Here is a 17,687-nt window from a genome sequence, read left to right on the forward strand (position 1 = left end):
CGTTCCGCCGACCCTCCTCCCGCGCACACCCCCCGCGCTTCTCTCTCCTCCCTCGGTACCTCCGTGAAAGGAGGGCTGGCATGACGCCGATGTCATCAAGCCCCTCAGTCGACCGCGCCGTCCGGGCCCCCGCGGACGGGCGGTGGACCCCCCGCCTCGTCCTGCTGCTGGTGGCGCTCGCCTGGCCGACCCAGCTGCTGGCCGCCGGCGGCATCCTCGGCGCCAATGCCATCCCCGGCGTGGCACAGGCCTTCCACACCACCCAGGTGGCCTGGTTCGGCCTGACCCTGACGCTGGTGTCCATGCTGCTCACCCCCTTCGTGATCAAGCTGGGAGACCTCTACGGCAAGAAGCGCGTCATGCTCGCGATGACCGCCCTGGGCGCGCTGGGCGAAGCCCTCGCGGCCCTGGCCGGAAGCTTCTGGCTCGTGCTCGCCGGCCGTGCGGTGGCCGGCTGCTACGGACCGTTCGGCGCCCTGTCCTTCGCCGCGGTACGCGACGTCTTCCCGCCCCGGCTGGTCAAGCCCGCCAGCGGCATCATGGGCAGCAGCGTCGGACTGGTCGCCCTCTTCTCCCCGTTCCTCGCCGGCTGGCTCGTCGACCACTGGGGCTACCGCGGCGTGCTGTGGTTCCTCGCCGCGGCCACCGCTGTGGCCTGCGCCCTGATCGCGTTCCTGGTCCCGGAGACACCCCGGCACGCCGCCGACTCGGGCTTCGACTGGCTGGGCGGCCTCGTCCTCGGCGGCGGCCTGACCTCCGTCGTCTACGCCGTCGGCCAGGCGCAGAGCTGGGGCTGGACGGACACCCGGACCCTGGGCTGGCTCCTGGCCGGCGCCATCGCCCTGATCGCCTTCTTCTTCGTGGAACGCGCCAGCGACCACCCCATCCTCGACCTGAGTGTGCTGCGCCGCCGCCCCGTCGCCCTCGCGCTCACCGCGGGCGGTCTCGCCCAGACCGTCGCCTTCACGATGCCCGGCCTGGCCATCCTGCTCGCCCTCTACCCGCACATCCCCGGCGTCTCGGCCGGCCTGGGCTGGACGGCACACCACAACGCCGTCGTCAGCGTCAGCTGGAACCTGGTGATGTTCGGCACCGGCCTGCTCATCAGCCGCGCCCTGCGCCATCTCGACGTACGCCGCATCTGGTGCGCGGGCCTGGCCGTCATGGCCGTCGGCTACGCCCTCGTCGGCGTCTACCACGGCACCGAACTCCAGCTCATCGTCACCTCCTGCATCGCCAACGTCGGCGCGGGCATCGTCGTCGCGGGCGCCCCGGCGCTCGTCGTCGGCGTCGTCTCACGCGACGAACAGGGCCTGGGCAGCGGCATGCTGAACATGCTCATCAGCCTGTTCGGAGCCCTCGTCACCGCCGGCGCGTACGCCATCCTGGCCGCGGACAGCACGGTCGTCGACGGCACCGCGTTCTATCTCGACACGGGGTACACCTGGATCTTCTGGCTCGGATCACTGGTCACCGTGGCCGCGTTGCTGCTCTCGCTGTTCATTCCGCGCCTGCGCGAGCCGGAGGGCGAGAGTGCCGACGGCGCCGAGGGCGGCCGCCCCGTCGAGCCCCAGGTGCCGTGAGGAGCCGCTCCGCCCCGGGGTCTCGTCCGGCGACGCGCGCGCGATCCGGTGATGCCGGCTGATGCCAGGAGCATGTGGCCTCGCTTGTGTGAGGCGGTGGCCACCGGCTCGGCCATGACGAGATGAGTCATGGCTTGGGTCCGAGATCCCACAACTGCGGGATTCGACAGACCGCCCGTAGAGCGGTGGGCTACCGTACGAACACGCTGAGTCGCCGCCGTCGACGGTTGTGGAGGAACCCCGTGTCATCACCTTGCGACCCGCAGCATGCCCCGGCCGGCGATGTGGGTGCGGCTCTCATGATGATCGACTCCCGGCTCAAATCCGTGTACGACGGGAGAGCCACCGCCGATCCCGAACAGCAGCAACTGACCGACCAGTTCACCGCCTCCCTGGGCCCCCGAGGAGCGCGGGACCTGATCGACGGCGCGTGCACGCTCATCTACATGTTCATGCGGTGGCTTCAACTGGCCCACGAGAGCCAGGACAAGGACGTCATCGAGTACGTCGTGCCCAGCCTCGTGGCGTCACTGCGCCAGATGCCCAAGAGCGTCCGCCCCGAGGCCATCCCGACCATGGCCGGCCTGGTCATCGCGGCCGGCACCGGCCTGAGCCCGAGCCTGTGGCGCCGGCAGTACGGAGACTGGACCGCGAGCGAGATGAACGCCCTGGAGGCCACGGCCCTGTTGCTCGCGGAACACATCAACAGGATCACGGGTGACCGGGACTTCGCGATCCGTCTGATCTCCGAGGCGTTGTCTGGTTCGACCCAGGACTGACGAGGCCGTACTCGCGCCAGGGTGTACTCATCTGTCGGCGGCCTCTGCGCCCACGCCGCGGCCCCGCCTGGCAAGTTGGGCCTGCGGACGGCGCGGCAGAAGCTCCTGCCGCCGCCAGGGCCACGTTCACCTGTACGTCGACACCGTGTTGCGATGGTCGCTGGATTCCGCCGCTTGGCCACCGACTGCCTGTTGCAAGGCGGTCTCCAGCCGGTCGCGGGCCTGAAGCTGGGCGGCGATCCGTTCATTGAGGACCGTGAGACGTTCCCGTGCGACCTGTAGGCCCTTGTCGGAGGGCGGTGCCGCGGCCACATCGCCGTCGAGGCACGGCAGGAACATTCGTACGTCCTCCAGGGTCAGCCCGGCAGCCAGCAGGTAGCGGATGTTGCCGACGCGCACCACGGCCCGCTCGTCGTAGACGCGGTAGCCGTTGAAGGCCCGTTCGCAAGAGATCAGCCCGGCCTGCTCGTAGTGCCGCAGCGCACGAGCGGTCGTCCCGGTCGACCTGGCCAGCTCACCGATCCGCACCCGCCCCACCTCCCGGGCCACTCCTATCACGCCACGACCGCTCCGCCGTCGACCGGGAGCACCACTCCGGTGACGAACGAGGCGGACGGGGCGGCAAGCTGGGTGATCGCCCAGGCCACCTCCCCGGGGCGGCCGATCCGCGCCAGCGGAGTGTGCGACAACTGCCACTCCCGCACCGCGGCCCTCCGCTCCGGCGTCAGCCCCTGGTGCTCGCCGATGGGGGTGTCGATCGCGCCGGGCGCGACTGCCACCACCCGGATTCCTCGGGATGCCAGTTCGACCGCCCAGCTGCGGGTCAGCAGTTCCAGAGCGGTCTTCGTCGCCGCGTAGACCGAGCTGCCCGGCCAGGCCCGCTGTCCCACCGATGTACTGACATTGACGATCACCCCGCGCGACGCCTCCAGGAACGGCAGCGCGGCCTGAGCCAGCAGTATGGGAGCGACGAGGTTGGTGGCGAGCTGACTCTCGATCATCTCGGGTGTCAGCGCGCCCAGGGCGCCGCTGCGTACGATGCCGGCGTTGTTGACGAGCACGTCGAGCCGACCGTGTGTCTCCCGTACGGCCCGAAGAATCCGTTGGGGCTCGCCCTCGGCGGTGATATCGGCGGCCAGCGGCGTGATCCGGGCGTCCCCGGCAGCGGTCTCTTCGAGCGGTTCGACTCGCCGCCCGATCGCGACCACGTGGGCGCCCTCGGCGGCGAAGGCACGGGCGGTGGCCCGGCCGATCCCGGTGCCGGCTCCGGTGACGGCGACGATCCTGCTGGTGTGCGGCGCGATGGTGTTCATGCCGGTCATCGTTCAACCCTGCCGCCAGCGACAAGGTCAAGCAGCGCTTGGCAGACGGCGGTCAGCGCCGGTGGGTGCCGCGGACGTAGTGGCGCAGGACCTCGCGCCCCGACGGGCGGACGGGACGGCTTCGGCAACACGGGGGCACGCGGTCACCGGCCCCGCCTGACTCGTGGGGATGCCGGTTCCAGCGTGTTTGCGGGAAGCGTGGACGCGATTTCGGCCGGGCCGATGAGTTCGGCGCGGATCTGCGGTCGTTACGGCTGGATCCACCGACAGCGGTGGGGCTTGTGCGGGAAACGTTCCACCGCGGGAGGAAGCACATGGAGGCAGTGATGAGCGTCGACGACTCCGAGCAGGAGCACTCCGTCCGGACCGGCGAGCAGCGGAGGCGGGGGAGCAGCCCCAGGGTGCTGGTGGCGGGGGCGAGCATCGCGGGACCCGCGCTGGCCCACTGGCTGCGCCGACGGGGGGCCGAGGTGACCGTGGTGGAACGGGCTCCCGAGCTGCGTCCCGGCGGGCAGGCCGTGGACGCGCGCGGGGTCGCCAAGGAGGTCATCGGGCGCATGGGGCTGGACGCGGCGGTCCGCGCGGCGTGCACCGACACCGCCGGCGCGCACACGGTCGACGCGGACGGGCAGGTGCTGGAGACCTTCCGCGCGGACGACGACGGTGGCGACGGGTTCATCGCGGACATCGAGATCCTGCGCGGGGACCTGTCCCAGGTGCTCTACGACGACACCCGCGACGGCGTCGAGTACATCTTCGGTGACCGAATCGCCGAGCTCGCCCAGGACGCGGACGGGGTCGACGTGGTCTTCGCGGGCGGCGACCGTCGCCGCTTCGACCTGGTGGTCGGGGCCGACGGGCTGCACTCGGAGCTGCGGGCGATGGTCTTCGGACCGCATGAGCGGTTCCTGCGCCACCTCGGGCACGTGCTGGCCTTCTACAGCGTGCCCAACGAGTTCGGGCTCGACCGCTGGCTGCTCGAGTACCAGGACCAGGAGTCCGGACGCTCGGCTCTCCTGCGCCCCATCCAGGACGCCACCCGGGCGATGGCCATGTTCTACTCCGCCTCGGCCGACTTCGACGTCGACCACCGTGACGTCGCGGCCCAGAAGCGCCTGCTGCGTGAGCGGATGGCGGGCCTGGGGTGGCTGGCCCCGGACATCCTCGCGCACCTGGACGACACCCCGGACTTCTACCTGGACCAGGTCGCCCAGGTGGTGATGGACCGCTGGTCGAGCGGACGGGTGGGGCTGCTCGGGGACGCGGCGTTCAGCTCGTCGCCGATGTCCGGACAGGGCACCGGTCTGGCGCTGGTCGGTGCCTACGTCCTGGCCGGAGAACTGGCCGCCGCCGGTTGGGACCCCGCCACCGGGTTCACCCGCTACGAGGCGCGGATGCGCTCGTTCGTCGAGGCCAACCAGGAGATCGGCAGACTCAACGCCCGCAGCCGCGACCTCCCCGGGCCGGACGCCGAGCCGCACCCCGATTTCACCGGCGAATGGTTCACCGAGCTGGTCGGGCGCGCGATCAACGGCGTCGAGCTGCCCGACTATGCGGGGGTGCCGGACTCGGCCCCACGGCACTGACCGGCGGTTACCTCGTCAGTTGGTAGGAGGGCCCGGAGCACTGTCTGGCTGGGCGCGGCCGGCCGGACGCGCCCCGGCGTCAGTGCTGGTTCACCGGAAGGACGGCCGCCGGATCGCAACGCGCCGGGCAGGCCAGCAGGTACACCTCGTTGCCGAGGAACAGGAGGTAGGCGTCGTCCCGGATGGTGTAGGGCTGCACCGGGGCCCCGGGATGGACGCCGAACTCCTGGTACTCGGGTACCTGGCAGAGGAACACCATCTCCGTGCCGCACGCGCACCGATACTGCTCGGGCCCCTGCGCCCAGGCCGCCGTGCCGCCCACCTTGAAATGCACGTCGAACGGCCTCTGCGCGTCGACGAAGGGCCGGAGAGTCAGGGGAAGGGCGCGGACGGCCGGTTCGGGCTCCGCTTCCGGCACCCCCGGGTCACGCTGGAGCAGCACCCGCCAGAACGAGCCCGGGAACGGTGGCTGCGGAGCCTCCCAGAACCGGGGCACGAGGCAGCCGTCGGCCGTCACCGGGTCGGACGCGTCGTGGTGGTGGGCGCAGTGGAAGACCGACAGGTGTTCTCCGCCGAAGAACTCGATGTCGTCCGGCAGGTCCAGTTGGAAGAACAGGGCCATCCGCTCGCCGCAGAAGCAACGCGGCCACTCCTGGTCGTCGTCGAAGCAGGGCCACCCGCCCAACGAGTTCCGGGCCGGCCGGTCCAGCGGTTCGGTACCGGTCTCGACCCTGTACGCGGGCGGCGGCGCCCACATCTCCTCCACTCCGCCGTCGCTCACCGGGTGCCCCCGGCCGTCCGGTCGGTGTCCAGGTCGCCTTCGAGCACGGTCCGGGTGATCAGGGGGCGGTCCCACAGGGAGAGGAGCTCGTTGGCGAGGTCGAGGACCGGCAACGGGTGCTGGCCGCCCGGCACATCGATGGCAGCGGCCGACAGGCTCCGGGGAACGGCGCCCGCGTTGAGCAGGACGCGCCACTCCTCGAGGCCGAGGCTCAGGTACTCCAGACCCGTCAGCCCGGCGATCTCCAGGGGATCGGCCAGCGTGCCCGGGGAGGCGGTGAGCGTCCGCAGGCGGGGGAGGCCGGCGACCGGGGCGAGGCCGACCGGCTCGCCCTTCCGACCGCCGATCCGGAGCACCTCCAGCTCGGGCCGGGCGGCGGCCGCCATGCCGCCCGGGATGTGGGTGCCCACCTGGGCCACCACCGGCGGACGGTTCCAGTCATCGTCCGAGCGCCAGTCGGTGCGGTGGTTGACCACCATGTCGGTGAGTGAGTCGGCGCGCAGTGCGGCCCCGATGCTCTGCTCGTGGCCGATCATGATGACCTGCCCGACGTGTCCGCCCGGACCCGGTGTCAGGTCGAGGGCCAGCCGGTCGCCGCCGCCGTTGTCACCGAAGGCGATCCAGCCGGGCGAGCCGACGAGGCCCTGCACGGCAGCGTCCGGTGCGGTGACGGCCGCGTCCTTGGCGGCGAACTGCCAAGGGCAGGGACGGGACCGGGCGTCCGCGATGTAGAGCCCGTCCAGGGGGAAGAGCTCACAGCCGACCGCTTGGCTGACGCGTTCCTGCGCCGCGTAGTCGCCACTCCAGTCCTGCCACAGCGCACGGGTGACGCGGTAGAGGGCCTTGAGCTCGTCGGGCAGCGTGACACCGAGGCGCGCCTCCGCTGCGGCGATCTCCTCCTCCGTGGCACCGATGGCGTCGGGGAGCCGCTCGTGAAGGGTCCGCTCCAGCAGCACCGGGTCCGCCGACGGCGCCGGCGCCACCCCCGGGAACTCCTCGGGCAACCGCCGCCAGGGCTCGGGAACGGCACCCTCGACCAGGAGCAGGGCTCCCACGAAAGGGCTCCTGACGCCGTGCTCCACGGCCGGCCCGGCATCGATGACATGGAGCACGGTCCTCCCGTCCGGCGCCGTCTCGACCATGTACGAAACGCCGCTCGCGCCGTCGGCCCTGAGAGCGGCCTGGACCCGTTCCACGGCGGTGAACTGGTCCTGCATGTCCGCCACTTGCAGGGATCGCCCCGGTACGTGGCGCGGCTGCGGCGCGGGCAGGGTCCAACTGCCGAGACTGATCTGACCCGTGAAACAACCACCCGGCGCGGCAAGCTGCTCCGCGTGCGAATCCCGCACCAGCCGCAGCAGCGGCTCCCAGGTCGCGAAGTCATGTATCGAGGACAACGGCACTCTCCGCTCGGTCGGTTGGCTGGCCGGCAGCACTCATGATCACTGCGTGCGACCCGATCCTAGGACCGGCCACTGACACTGCGGCTCCGTCTGACCCACTGCGTCCCGAGACCGGGTCTCTGCCGGACACCAGAGCCTTCGGGTGGCAGTTTCGTCACCCAGCATCAGATCCTGCCCACCGCCCGGTACCCGGGTGTGCAGGTCACGACCTGCATGGACGTACGGGGTACAGGGCGATGTCTGCCTGGCGGAAGAGAGCGCGTCGGCCGGGTAGGTGATGGCCTGGGGGCGGATGTCGTCGAGGCGTTGGCTGACCAGGAGCTGGGCTTGTTCGTAGGCGGCCTGCTCTTGCGAGAGCAGCACACCGCGCAGGTCGGCCTGGAGCGCCGGCCATCTGGTCGGGGCCGTGCCCGAGGGTGTGCGGCGGGCCGGGATGGCGGGGATGCGGGCGCTTTGGAGGGCGGACAGGGCGTGGATGTCCGTGGGGTGACAGCCCGGCTGGCGGAGAGCGGGTCGCCGTGTCGTGCGAGCACGGGGATGGCCGAGGCGGTGGACAGGACGTCGCTGGGGTCGTCGGGGAGCTGGCCCCAGCCTCCGTCGGCGTGTTGCGTCTTGGTCAGACGCGCGACGGAGCGGGCGGTGGCGGCGGCGATCCGGGCGGCGAGGTCCTTGGTGGCTGGGGGGATGGCGTGCAACCCAGGACGTACTCGAGTGCGCCGGTGAGGAGTTGCTCGTGCCGGGGGGCGCGGGGGCCAGGGCGAGGATGGCCCCGGCGGTCATGCCCAGGTCCGGTGCGTCGCCGCGCACCCAGGTGGGGGCGCTCCCCTCGGGTATGGCAGCGCTGAAGAAACCATGCAAGCAAGCAAGCTTGCATAATTGTGGCCGTTCGGTGCACGACACGGGGCGAGGGCTGCGCGGACCCTGTGTGCTCAATACACTCGGCGATCGCGCCCATCCCGGCGCACACTCGCATATCGGGGGACGAACGATGAGCAACTGGAACCCTGGCGGACAGCCGCCCCAGGGGCCGCAGCCGTACCAGCCGCAGCCACCTCAGCCCTATCCGCCCCAGCCCTACGTGCCGCCACAGCCCCAGCCGCCCTACCCGGGGCCGCCGGTGCCGCCGCCGGGCGGGCCGATCACCCGGCTGCGGCGGCGGATCGGCCCCATCCACGCCGCGCGCAGGGTCTTCACCCCGTCACGACCGGGCATCGTCTCGGATCCTGAGGTGGCGCGGATGCGGAAGATCAGGACCATGGTCGGCGTGGGCGCCTTCCTGTGGATGTCCTACACCTACAAGCTCGCCCCCAAGCTCAGCGATGCGGCGGACGAGCAGGTCGACAAATCGTGGACCAGCGCCCTCGTGCTGGCGGCGACCCTCCCGGTCGTCGTCGGCGTCCTGTACGGCCTGGCCGCTCCGGCGGCGCGACGGGACCTGCTGCGCCGGGCGGGGCGGTGCTTCGGGGCGATCGTGGCCATGATGGCGGCGGCCTCCGTCTTCCCGATCATCGTGCTGTCAGGGTTCTTCGAGGGCCAGGAACCCCTCGTGGAGGGCCACTTCACCGCGATGAAGGGCCTCATGCTTGCGGTCATCCTCTTCGTCCTCTTCTGGGTGACGCCGTTCGTCGTCTGGGGCGTGGGACTCGCCGTCCAGCACGTGTTCCGCACCGCGGACATCCACGAGACGGTGCCGCCCCTGCTGATCATGGCGTTGGCATGGGAGATGGCACTGATCGACATGTTCACCGGTGCCCATGAGGGCGTGCCGACGGTGATCCGGTACGTGTTCATCCTGGGCGCCCCACTCTCCGTCACGGCGGTGGGCCTGTGGGAGCTGCACCGGCTGCGCGTGCACTACGGGCTGGGGATGCAGGGACTGCTGATGCGCTAGGGACAGTGCCTCGCAGGACGTACCAGGGATCTGGTTTTGAGGTCGTGGCCCGGCCTACTCGTCCTGGATCAACCAGGTCGAACGGTGGTTCGCCGAGTTGGAACGACGCTGCCTCACACACGGGGTGTTCTGCTGAACTCGACGACAACAAGACTGCAGTCGAAGAGTGGATCAAGGTCTGAAACGACGCTGCCAGGCCCTCAGATGGACCGAGACCGCCGACCAGGCCCTCGACCGCATCTGCCGCTATTGCGACAGGATCTCCGACGCAGATCACTAGGAGATCGCCCCAAGTCACCTCCGGTGCGAAGGCCGTGCTGTCCTTGATGCTGCTGGGGGGAGCAGCCCGTCGAGCACGTGCGGGTTCCCGCGGCGGCCATAGCCGTCGCTGGCCACCGCGGAGATTGGCGCGCGGTGCTCTGGGCCTGCACAGACGCCGTTGCTCCGCCCTGCTCACAGTGTGCCCGCAGCACTGAATGGCCTCTGCGATCAGATTTCCTGTTTGTGAGTGTGGACTCCGGCTGACCTGGGCGGCTCCAGTGGTCGTCGGTCGTCCCTGCGGCAGCTGGGATAGGGGCATGTGAGTGGACGGGAGTACGGCGGCCTGGCTGGTTCCGGGGCACAGGTGATGCCTGCGCCAAGGGGTGTTGGGGCCGTTCGCGGCGTGCGGGCTAGGGTGTCGGCTATGGCTGTGGATCAGGACGGGGTGATGCTGCCGCGACTGCGGCCGGCGGAGGTTGCGCGGCGAGGCGTGTTTTTCGGTCTGCTGGGTGTGGTGCCGCTCGTGGTGGCGGCCTTGAGTGTGAGCGGCCAGAGTGCCCGGCAAGATTTCCTGGCCGTCGTCAGTGTTGTGAGTTTCTTCGGTGTGATGCTGCTTGTGGTCGGCGCTGGTTTTTGGTGGGCCAGTGCGGGGGACATTCGGCGGCTGCGGGACTGGCGCACCATCACGGGGCAGGCCGCCTCGGTGACCATCGTGGGTCCGGTGTTCCTGCGCTGCGGGCTGATTCTGCTGGTCGTGGGAGCTGCCGCTTTCGGGCTCTACCAGCTCGTTGACGCCCTTCCTTAGGCGCGTTTCCCGCGCGCCGTACCGAGCGGGCGCGTTTTGCCATGGTCTGCCGGTCCGGGTCCGCCGCCGTATGCCGTCGATGAGTTGCCGCCTGAATCAGATCTGAGGTCGGCCGGGTTTCCAGCTCAGCGGCAACGCCGATTCCAGCACGTACCGCTGTGTGCCCGTCAGATCGCCTGTTTCCGGCAGCGTGATGATGGCCGGTACATGGCCCGCTGCCTACAGGCCGCTGGGTTGAGTCGAGAGCCAGTCGGGGTGAGCCGCCTTCAAGGAGTCACGCTCAGCGGTGCTGGAGGCAAACACATCCACGCCTCCGGGATAGGGACCAAAGAGCCAGCGCAGATCGGGCGGGGCGAGCGTGACCGCGATGCTGGCCTCGTCCGCGACCAGCCGGAGCAAGGGGTCCAGGGAACTGCCACTGCGTGCGCGGAAACTCGCATACACGTGCTCGTGGACAAGGTCATCCGGGTCGTCATCGTCAGAGATCCAACTCTTCCAATGCCGCGCGCGCGGATCGACCCGCTGCAGTTCTGTCAGGCGAGGTCTCGGTTCGGGTCGTCCGCTCCACTGTGTGGTGATCACCCACAGCAGGGCGTCGTCGGGGCCCAGTTCGTCCAAGAGCGCGCGTTGGCGCTTGAGGACGATGGCGTACTCGGCCTCACTCTCGGGGTACTCCTTGGACTGCGGAAGGTTATGGAAACGCACCCACCGCTCCGGATAGGCGTGGCGCAGCGAAGCACCCGGCGGAGCCGGCCACTGCCGCTCCCACAGAACCGACAGGGCAGCGAGGTCTTGTTTCACCCCGCTGATCATGCACGAGGCTGTCCCGAGCCCCATCACAGGGCTGCGGCGCTGTTGTGCGAGCTGCCGAGGAACCCGAGTCTGGAGGCGGGGAACCTGCTGTTCGCTGCGACGGTGACCGCGGCTTACCTGTCGGAGTACGGCATGCCGGTAAGCGCAGGCCTGGACAGCGTTGTGCCGTTGGCCCGCGCGGCCCGGGGAGGGCTCCCTGTGCGTGAGGTCGCTGCTCAGATCAAGGCGTTGACGGGCTGATCCGCACCTCGGCGGGATCGAAGATCCGCCGCAGCCTCGGGGAGGTTGACGGCCCGAGGGGGAGTGGCCGGGTGCCGTAGCTGGCTCGGCTCGCCGTCACACTGGCCGCCGCGATCGCGAACGTCACCGCGCGGGGTGGCTGGAAACCTCGGATCCGCAGACCGGCGCAGACCTGTGTCGGTGTGGGGAGGGCCTGGAAGCGGTGATTCTGCGGCTGTGCGCGGCGGTGGGAGGGTGTGGCCATGGTGATTGCGGATCGCACGCTGACCGTAGAAGTGATCGCTGCGCTGAGGTACTGGCCCGGCGTTATCTGGGGTGGCCAGATGAACCCTCCGGATCCGGTGGATCTCACGGTTCTGCCGCCCTTCTTCAACGGGATGTTGCAGGAGCTTGCCTGGTGGAACCGTGACTGGGAGGTCCGTGAGGTCGAGCCGGGTCTTCCCCTGGAGATCGACACCGGTCACGAGGGTGGGCCTTCACGGTTCACCGAGGTGTCCGTGCCGGGCACGGTGGGTTCCAGCGGTGGTGAGAGCCTGCCGTTCGTTGCGAAGGTCGGTTTCGCGGGCGACCAGCTGATCCGGTTCCAGGCCAAGATCGGCGATGTGGTCCTCGGTCCGGCCGTTGCCCCTGCGGGGCGGCTGGAGCCGCATCCGTTCGCAACGGTGCTCACCGGGTTGATGGAGCTGCGCGGGATTCCGGTCAAGGTGATGGCCAGGGAGACCGCACGGTCGATGTCCACGATCCACATGCTGCGCAGCGGCAGGCTTAACCCGCAGCCGCCGGTTGTCGAGGAGATCGCCAGGGTTCTGGACATGTCCGAGGCGGACGTCAGAGTGATTGTCGGACTCGACGACGACACCAGGCGGTAGCGGACCGGAACGGCGTCATGATGCGGTGTTGGTGCTGCGCCAGCAAGGCTTGCCCTGATGCGGCGGGGTCCGGGTAGTCGGTGGCGCCGAGGCCGGGCAGCGCTGGGTTGCTCGCTGCGCACGGTGATGACCGAGACCGGTTCCGGCTGCGCATCCGGAACGGGGCCGGGTACGGCGGCGGGTGCCATCGCCTACGCCGGACGGGGTGCCGTCGCCGCCGCTGTTGCACCGCCACGCGGTCATGAGCACCTGCGCATGACCAGCCGGACCGGCGGTCATGTCGAGGGCCAGGCGACGGGCCCGACCGCTGAGGCATGGTCAACCTCTTGGGTAGGGACGGATGGTGCTCGCCGCCGGCCCTGACGCACCATCGACCGGGTCGGGCCGACCGCGGTCACGATGGGGTGTGCAGCCGTCTGCCGGCAGGGTTACGTTCGCAGGATGCAGTCTCCGGAGCAGGTCCCCGCGATCCTCGACGGTCCGGCCGTCGACGTCTGTGACGCCCATGAACTGCTCCTCGGTTACCTCCAGTGGTACCGCGAGGCTTTGCTGCGAAAGCTCGAGGGTCTCTCCGACGACCAGCTCCGCACGCCTGTCGAACCGCTCGGCTGGTCGCCGCTGGGCCTGGTGCAGCATCTGGGCTGGGTCGAACGCCGGTGGATGCGTTGGGGATTCGGCGCCCAGGACGTCGTCGCTTATCCACCCGGCGGAGACGTCGAGGAGTGGACGGTCGCACCCGGCACGTCCACCGCCCAGGTCATCGCCGCCTACCAAGCGGAAGCGGCGGTGGCGAACTCCTTGGCGTCGACTGCCATGTTGGGCGACAAGGCGCGTCTCGGGGGCCGCTTCAGGACGCCCGAGCAGGCACCGTCGCTGGGGCGGATCCTGTTCCACCTGCTCCAGGAGTACGCCCGGCATGTCGGGCACCTCGACATCGCGCGTGAGCTCATCGACGGCCGGACCGGCGAGTGAGCCGCCTGCGGAGGCCCGGCGGCACCGCGGCGGGCATCTGGCCCCGGTGCAGGCCGTGCCGAGGTGAGCCTGCTGGGCCGTAGACCGGTGGGACGGGGGCCGCTTTCGGCCCTGGTGGGGCGTGCGGCGAAGCGATCAGCCGTCACCGTCTGGCTGGCCACCTGAAGTGCCGTGCCACACAGCCCAGTTGCCCCCTCGGGGCCTGTGAGCCGGATTGTTGTGTCGCGTGCGCCGGTCGTGTCGATGACCGTGCTGGGAAACTTTGGCGTTCTGCTGGTCTGTCTCTCTGACTTTGCTGGTCTGGCTCTCAACAGCGGGTTTCTAGGGTCGTTGTCGTTCCCCCGGAGATCCGGCCCCGCGGTTCTTCGAAGCCGCGAGTGATTCCCAGTGTTTGGAGACACCCTGATGCGTGCTCTGCCCCGTCCCCGTCGTGCCCTGCTCCAGCAGCAGGCCCAGAGCGCGGGTGGTACCGAGGCCGGTGGTGAGGCGGCGGGTGACACCGACGACAAGCCCGAGCCGCCGCTGACCGGGGACATCAAGGCGAAGGCCGAGGCCGCCGCGCTGGCCGCGTATCCGGGCACCGTGGAGAAGTCCGAGGAGGACGCCGAGAAGCCCGGAGAACACGGCGACGACTCCCGAGCCGGTCGACCTGGACGCCGTCCTGACCGAGAGGGCAGCGACGTGGAGCCGCTCGCTGCCGAGCAGTACGTCGCCGTCGACATCGCCGGCGCACCGGTCGGCCAAGTCTGGGCGATTCCCGGCGCGTTGGAGCAGATCATCGACAACCTGGTGGCCAACGCACTGCGCGTCTCGCCGCCCGGCACCACCATCACCCTGGCCCGCACTCCAGGCTCCGAGCTCCACGTCGTCGACCAGGGCCCAGGGATGCCCGCGTCCGAGCGCGAGCGCGCCTTCGACCGCTTCTGGCGCGCCTCCGCCACCCACCACGACGGCACCGGCCTCGGCCTGCCCATCGTCCGCCACCTCGTGACCGCCTCCGGCGGCGAGATCACCCTGAACGCCGCCCCGGGCGGCGGCCTGGACGCCCACGTCCGCTTGCGCCCCGTAGCCGACGGACGGCCACGCACGGGACGCGGAGCGGCACCCGCGGCACAGGCACGGGCGACAACCCGCTGAGCGCAGGCGGCAGATACGGCATGCTCGCAGAAGCGGCCGTTGCGTCCGCGAGGACGTCCGCGCGGCCATGTGCGGCCGCCGTGGCGCCGCCGGAAACCCGTCGAGAAAGGCTGCCGGGCGTGGCCGTAGGCGGGCCTTTCCTGGACCCGCAGGAGGGCTCCGGTGGACGCGCGGGCGGGCCGTGGAGTGGGCTGGCTCCAGCCTGTTCCGGGGCCGGCAGCAGTCCACTCCAGGCGTCGCGAAACACCGCCTGACCTGGCCCCTTATCCCACTCGCCCCTACGATCGCACTCGGTCGAAAGGAGGGCCGGGTGGACCGGACCGTGCGCACCATCGAGGACGTTCTCACGCTCTTGGACGGGCTGTTCGCATCCCCATCCCAAAGTGGCCGCTTGGCGACCGGTGACGGCAAGGACTTCTGGGACCGCTTCTATACCGACCGATCAAGGCCGGTCCCGTTCTTCGTGGCGAAGCCCGACGAGAACCTGGCCGCCTATCTCGACCAGGGTCTGATTGCTCCCGGCCGGGCCCTGGACCTGGGCTGTGGGGCGGGCCGCAATGCTCTCTTCCTCGCCTCACGCGGGTTTGCGGTGGACGCGGTCGACCTCTCCCCGGTGGCCGTCGCCTGGGGCGCAGAGCGGGCTCGTGAGGCCGGTGTCGATGTCCGCTTCCTCTGCGGCGATGCTTTCACTCTCTGCGCAACCGAGTTGAGCGGACCGTACGACCTGGTCGTCGACTCAGGATGCTTCCACCACATGCCGCCGCACCGCCGGGTCAGCTACCTCAGCCTCCTCGACCACGTCCTGGCCCCCGGCGGCCATCTCGCCCTGACCAGCTTCGCTGCCGGCGAAGGAGGCGCGGGCTCCGAACTGGCCGACACCGACTTCTACCGCGAGCGCGAGTTGCAGGGCGGCCTCGCTTATACGCCCGACTCGCTGCGCTGGATCTTTTCGGACCTGGCAGAGGTCGAACTGCGCCGCATGCGGCAGGAGCCGACCGACTCGGCACTCTTCGGCGTGACGTTCCTGTGGACCGCGCTGTTCCGACGGCACGCAGCCGCTGACACCTCAGGCCATGCCCACCCAGCAGGCGACCTCGCATAGGCGCTCGTACTGGGCACGCTTGGTCCGCCGTGATGGAGCAGCGGACCGTACTGCCCTGCTCGCTCCGGCTGGAGTGGCTGTGCCAAGCCGTTCCTGTGCGTCGTCGTGTGCGCGTACGGTGCCGCTGAGCGGTGCGGGCCCGCGGCGATCCCGAAGGTCCAGAACCAGAGGGCCTTCAACGGGTTCTTGTCAGCTACGAAGCCACGGAGGTTGCGTCGCCGGGTCCCTATGCCGCTTCGTCTGTCGTTTGCCGGGCCGATGGGGGTGCAGCGTCGTATTTAGGCCCGGTTCCCCTGGTGTTCGGGACGCGTGGTTGGCGTAACGACGCTCGTGACGCCGGTGACAGGACCGCGACAAAAAGGCCCACAACTGTCGGTGGGCCTTGCCGGTCTCATTCTGCGTGGACGGCAACGACCGGCCGTCCCGCCACAACATCACCAGGGGGAACACCATGAAGTCGATCCGCCGCAAGGCAGTCACCGCCGGCGCCCTTGCCGTTCTGGCACTGGGCGGCACGCTCGCCGCGACCGTTCCGGCCTCGGCCTCCACCGCCGGCGCCTACAACGGGGCGTGCGGCACGGGGTACGAGGTGTTCATGTCGACTCCGGTCAACTCTTCGCGGACCACCGTGGCAGCTACCACCTACGTGGCCTACAGCTCCGCGGACAAGCAGTGGTGCGCCGTCACCGTACGCAACAAGCCGGGCGCCCGTGTGTTCATGGAGGTCACGCTGGACACCTGGCCGACCAGCAGTGCCACGGCGAGGGACGCCGGCTCGTACACGACCTACGCCGGCCCGGTGTACAAGGACCTCCCCGAGCCGGGCCAGTGCATGACCTGGAGCGGTTCGATCGACATCTACTACAACTCCGACCGCGGCCTGTGCCCGTGACCTGACGGCTGTGGGCGTGGCGGGAACTCTCCCGCCGCCCCGGCCTTGCGGTGCAGCGGGAGGCCCGGATCGGTCTGCGCCCGCGCGGTGAGAGGGCTCTCGGTGGCCGATGAGTTTGGGTGGACGGGACGGTCCAAGTCGGCACACCTGACGAAAGAGGGAGAACCCGATGGGTAAGGCGCGCACGGACTCGACGACTCACATCGCTCGTCGCATGTACGAGCTCTGGGAGCCGATCTGCCTGGTCACCTTCTTCGCGGACGAGTGCAACGAGGAGCTGGCCGCGCTCGGCCACCGCACCTACTGGGACGGCTATTTCGCGAGCCGCGCAGCGCCGCTGGGACGAGTGCCGGCCGAGGTCGTGCACGCCGCGTTCTACAGCTTCGCCGACGGGGAGGCCGCACGGCACATCCCCAGCGCCTGGGAGACGATCCCGCCCGAGGCGTCGTTGGCGGCACGGGAGCGGGGCAGCACGGCCTCGCTGCGGCGGATCCTCGGCGATGAGCTGGCCGGTTCCCCGGGGCTGGTGCGCGCCGCCGATCTGATCACCAAGGCCGCCACGAGCGCGCCCATGGAGGGTCGGGTGATGTACGCCGGGATGCGCACCCTCGCGGTGCCGAGCGACCCCGTCGCCCGGCTGTGGCACTGCGCGACGATGCTGCGCGAGCACCGCGGTGACGGGCACATCGCCGCGCTCGTCGGGGCAGGCATCGGCGGCACAGAGGCCCACGTGCTCTCCGCGCTGGACATGGGCATTCACCCGCCGGAGTCGTTCGGGCGCATCCATCACCTGCGCAAAGAGCACCTGGCCGCGGTGATGGACGGCCTGCGCGAGCGCGGACTCGTCGATGTCGACGGCCACTTCACCGACGCGGGCCGCGAGACCAAGCAACGCATCGAAACCCTCACCGACGAGTTGGCCGCCGCACCCTACGACTGCCTGACGCCTGCCGAACTCGACGAACTGATCACCGAGCTCGAACCCATCACCGCGAAACTGGTGGCCGCAGGCTCGCAGTGACCCGCCGTAATGGCCACGGTTACCTGATCGCGAACGACCTGCGGGACTCTGCGCAGTACGCCTGCGGTGGTGAGATCACCTTGCGCGAGGACCCCGGCGGCGGCCTGGACCCTCGCGTGCGGCTGCGCCCGGTCCCTGCGCGCGATCGGTGAACGGCGGGACACCTTGAGCGGACCACTGAGCCTGCTGCCAGGGACGGCGACTTCGGGTACGGCGGGCCCCACCGCCGC

The 17,687-nt window shown here is 70.1% G+C and carries 16 protein-coding genes; 11 read left to right on the forward strand and 5 right to left on the reverse strand.

The genetic code is table 11. The annotated features are described in order from the left end of the window. Positions 1-80: 80 nt before the first annotated feature. On the forward strand, positions 81-1,583 hold the full coding sequence (locus IQ210_RS33940; RefSeq protein WP_194083025.1) for an MFS transporter: 1,503 nt from the start codon (positions 81-83) through the stop codon (positions 1,581-1,583). Between the two features lie 242 nt (positions 1,584-1,825). Then, entirely contained in the window at positions 1,826-2,362 is a 537-nt protein-coding gene (locus tag IQ210_RS33945; protein ID WP_194083026.1) for a hypothetical protein, read from the forward strand. Positions 2,363-2,488: 126 nt separating this feature from the next. On the opposite strand, the gene IQ210_RS33950 is transcribed toward IQ210_RS33945, so the two are convergent. Continuing rightward, positions 2,489-2,890 carry a MerR family transcriptional regulator gene (locus IQ210_RS33950; RefSeq protein ID WP_322657389.1) on the reverse strand — a complete coding sequence of 134 codons (402 nt, stop codon included), beginning with the start codon at positions 2,888-2,890 and terminating at the stop codon, positions 2,489-2,491. 26 nt (positions 2,891-2,916) lie between these two features. Beyond that, positions 2,917-3,684 carry an SDR family NAD(P)-dependent oxidoreductase gene (locus IQ210_RS33955; protein WP_194083027.1) on the reverse strand — a complete coding sequence of 256 codons (768 nt, stop codon included), beginning with the start codon at positions 3,682-3,684 and terminating at the stop codon, positions 2,917-2,919. 326 nt (positions 3,685-4,010) lie between these two features. Here IQ210_RS33955 and IQ210_RS33960 point away from each other — a divergent pair, with 326 nt between their 5' ends. Continuing rightward, positions 4,011-5,270 carry an FAD-dependent monooxygenase gene (locus IQ210_RS33960; RefSeq protein WP_228048910.1) on the forward strand — a complete coding sequence of 420 codons (1,260 nt, stop codon included), beginning with the start codon at positions 4,011-4,013 and terminating at the stop codon, positions 5,268-5,270. Positions 5,271-5,349: 79 nt separating this feature from the next. On the opposite strand, the gene IQ210_RS33965 is transcribed toward IQ210_RS33960, so the two are convergent. Continuing rightward, positions 5,350-6,051, reverse strand: a complete 702-nt coding sequence (locus IQ210_RS33965) for a hypothetical protein (protein ID WP_322657303.1) — start codon at positions 6,049-6,051, stop codon at positions 5,350-5,352. Further along, on the reverse strand, positions 6,048-7,448 hold the full coding sequence (locus IQ210_RS33970; protein ID WP_194083028.1) for an SMI1/KNR4 family protein: 1,401 nt from the start codon (positions 7,446-7,448) through the stop codon (positions 6,048-6,050). The genes IQ210_RS33965 and IQ210_RS33970 overlap by 4 nt, the downstream gene beginning before the upstream one ends. Positions 7,449-8,442: 994 nt before the next feature. Here IQ210_RS33970 and IQ210_RS33975 point away from each other — a divergent pair. Then, on the forward strand, positions 8,443-9,345 hold the full coding sequence (locus IQ210_RS33975; protein ID WP_228048912.1) for a hypothetical protein: 903 nt from the start codon (positions 8,443-8,445) through the stop codon (positions 9,343-9,345). Positions 9,346-10,030: 685 nt separating this feature from the next. Continuing rightward, a complete protein-coding gene (locus IQ210_RS33980) occupies positions 10,031-10,411 on the forward strand; it encodes a DUF6336 family protein (RefSeq protein ID WP_194083029.1) in 381 nt (126 codons plus the stop codon). 219 nt (positions 10,412-10,630) lie between these two features. On the opposite strand, the gene IQ210_RS33985 is transcribed toward IQ210_RS33980, so the two are convergent. Further along, positions 10,631-11,224: a DUF3885 domain-containing protein gene (locus IQ210_RS33985; protein WP_194083030.1), complete on the reverse strand. Its 594-nt coding sequence runs from the start codon at positions 11,222-11,224 to the stop codon at positions 10,631-10,633. Positions 11,225-11,706: 482 nt separating this feature from the next. Here IQ210_RS33985 and IQ210_RS33990 point away from each other — a divergent pair, with 482 nt between their 5' ends. The 6 genes from IQ210_RS33990 to IQ210_RS34015 all read left to right on the forward strand — a co-directional run bounded on the left by IQ210_RS33990 (position 11,707) and on the right by IQ210_RS34015 (position 17,457). Continuing rightward, a complete protein-coding gene (locus IQ210_RS33990; protein WP_194083031.1) occupies positions 11,707-12,333 on the forward strand; it encodes a helix-turn-helix domain-containing protein in 627 nt (208 codons plus the stop codon). A gap of 441 nt (positions 12,334-12,774) precedes the next feature. Further along, complete coding sequence (locus IQ210_RS33995; protein WP_194083032.1) at positions 12,775-13,305, forward strand: DinB family protein; 531 nt, start codon at positions 12,775-12,777, stop codon at positions 13,303-13,305. 405 nt (positions 13,306-13,710) lie between these two features. Continuing rightward, positions 13,711-14,442, forward strand: coding sequence for a sensor histidine kinase (locus IQ210_RS34000; protein ID WP_322657305.1), 732 nt, complete (start codon positions 13,711-13,713; stop codon positions 14,440-14,442). A gap of 310 nt (positions 14,443-14,752) precedes the next feature. Then, on the forward strand, positions 14,753-15,544 hold the full coding sequence (locus IQ210_RS34005; protein WP_194083033.1) for a class I SAM-dependent methyltransferase: 792 nt from the start codon (positions 14,753-14,755) through the stop codon (positions 15,542-15,544). 451 nt (positions 15,545-15,995) lie between these two features. Then, complete coding sequence (locus IQ210_RS34010) at positions 15,996-16,436, forward strand: hypothetical protein (RefSeq protein WP_194083034.1); 441 nt, start codon at positions 15,996-15,998, stop codon at positions 16,434-16,436. A 169-nt stretch (positions 16,437-16,605) separates the two neighbouring features. Then, entirely contained in the window at positions 16,606-17,457 is an 852-nt protein-coding gene (locus IQ210_RS34015; RefSeq protein WP_228048914.1) for an SCO6745 family protein, read from the forward strand. Positions 17,458-17,687: the final 230 nt, after the last annotated feature.

The organism is Streptomyces justiciae (assembly GCF_015163075.1).
GTDB classification, from domain to species: Bacteria; Actinomycetota; Actinomycetes; order Streptomycetales; family Streptomycetaceae; genus Streptomyces; species Streptomyces justiciae.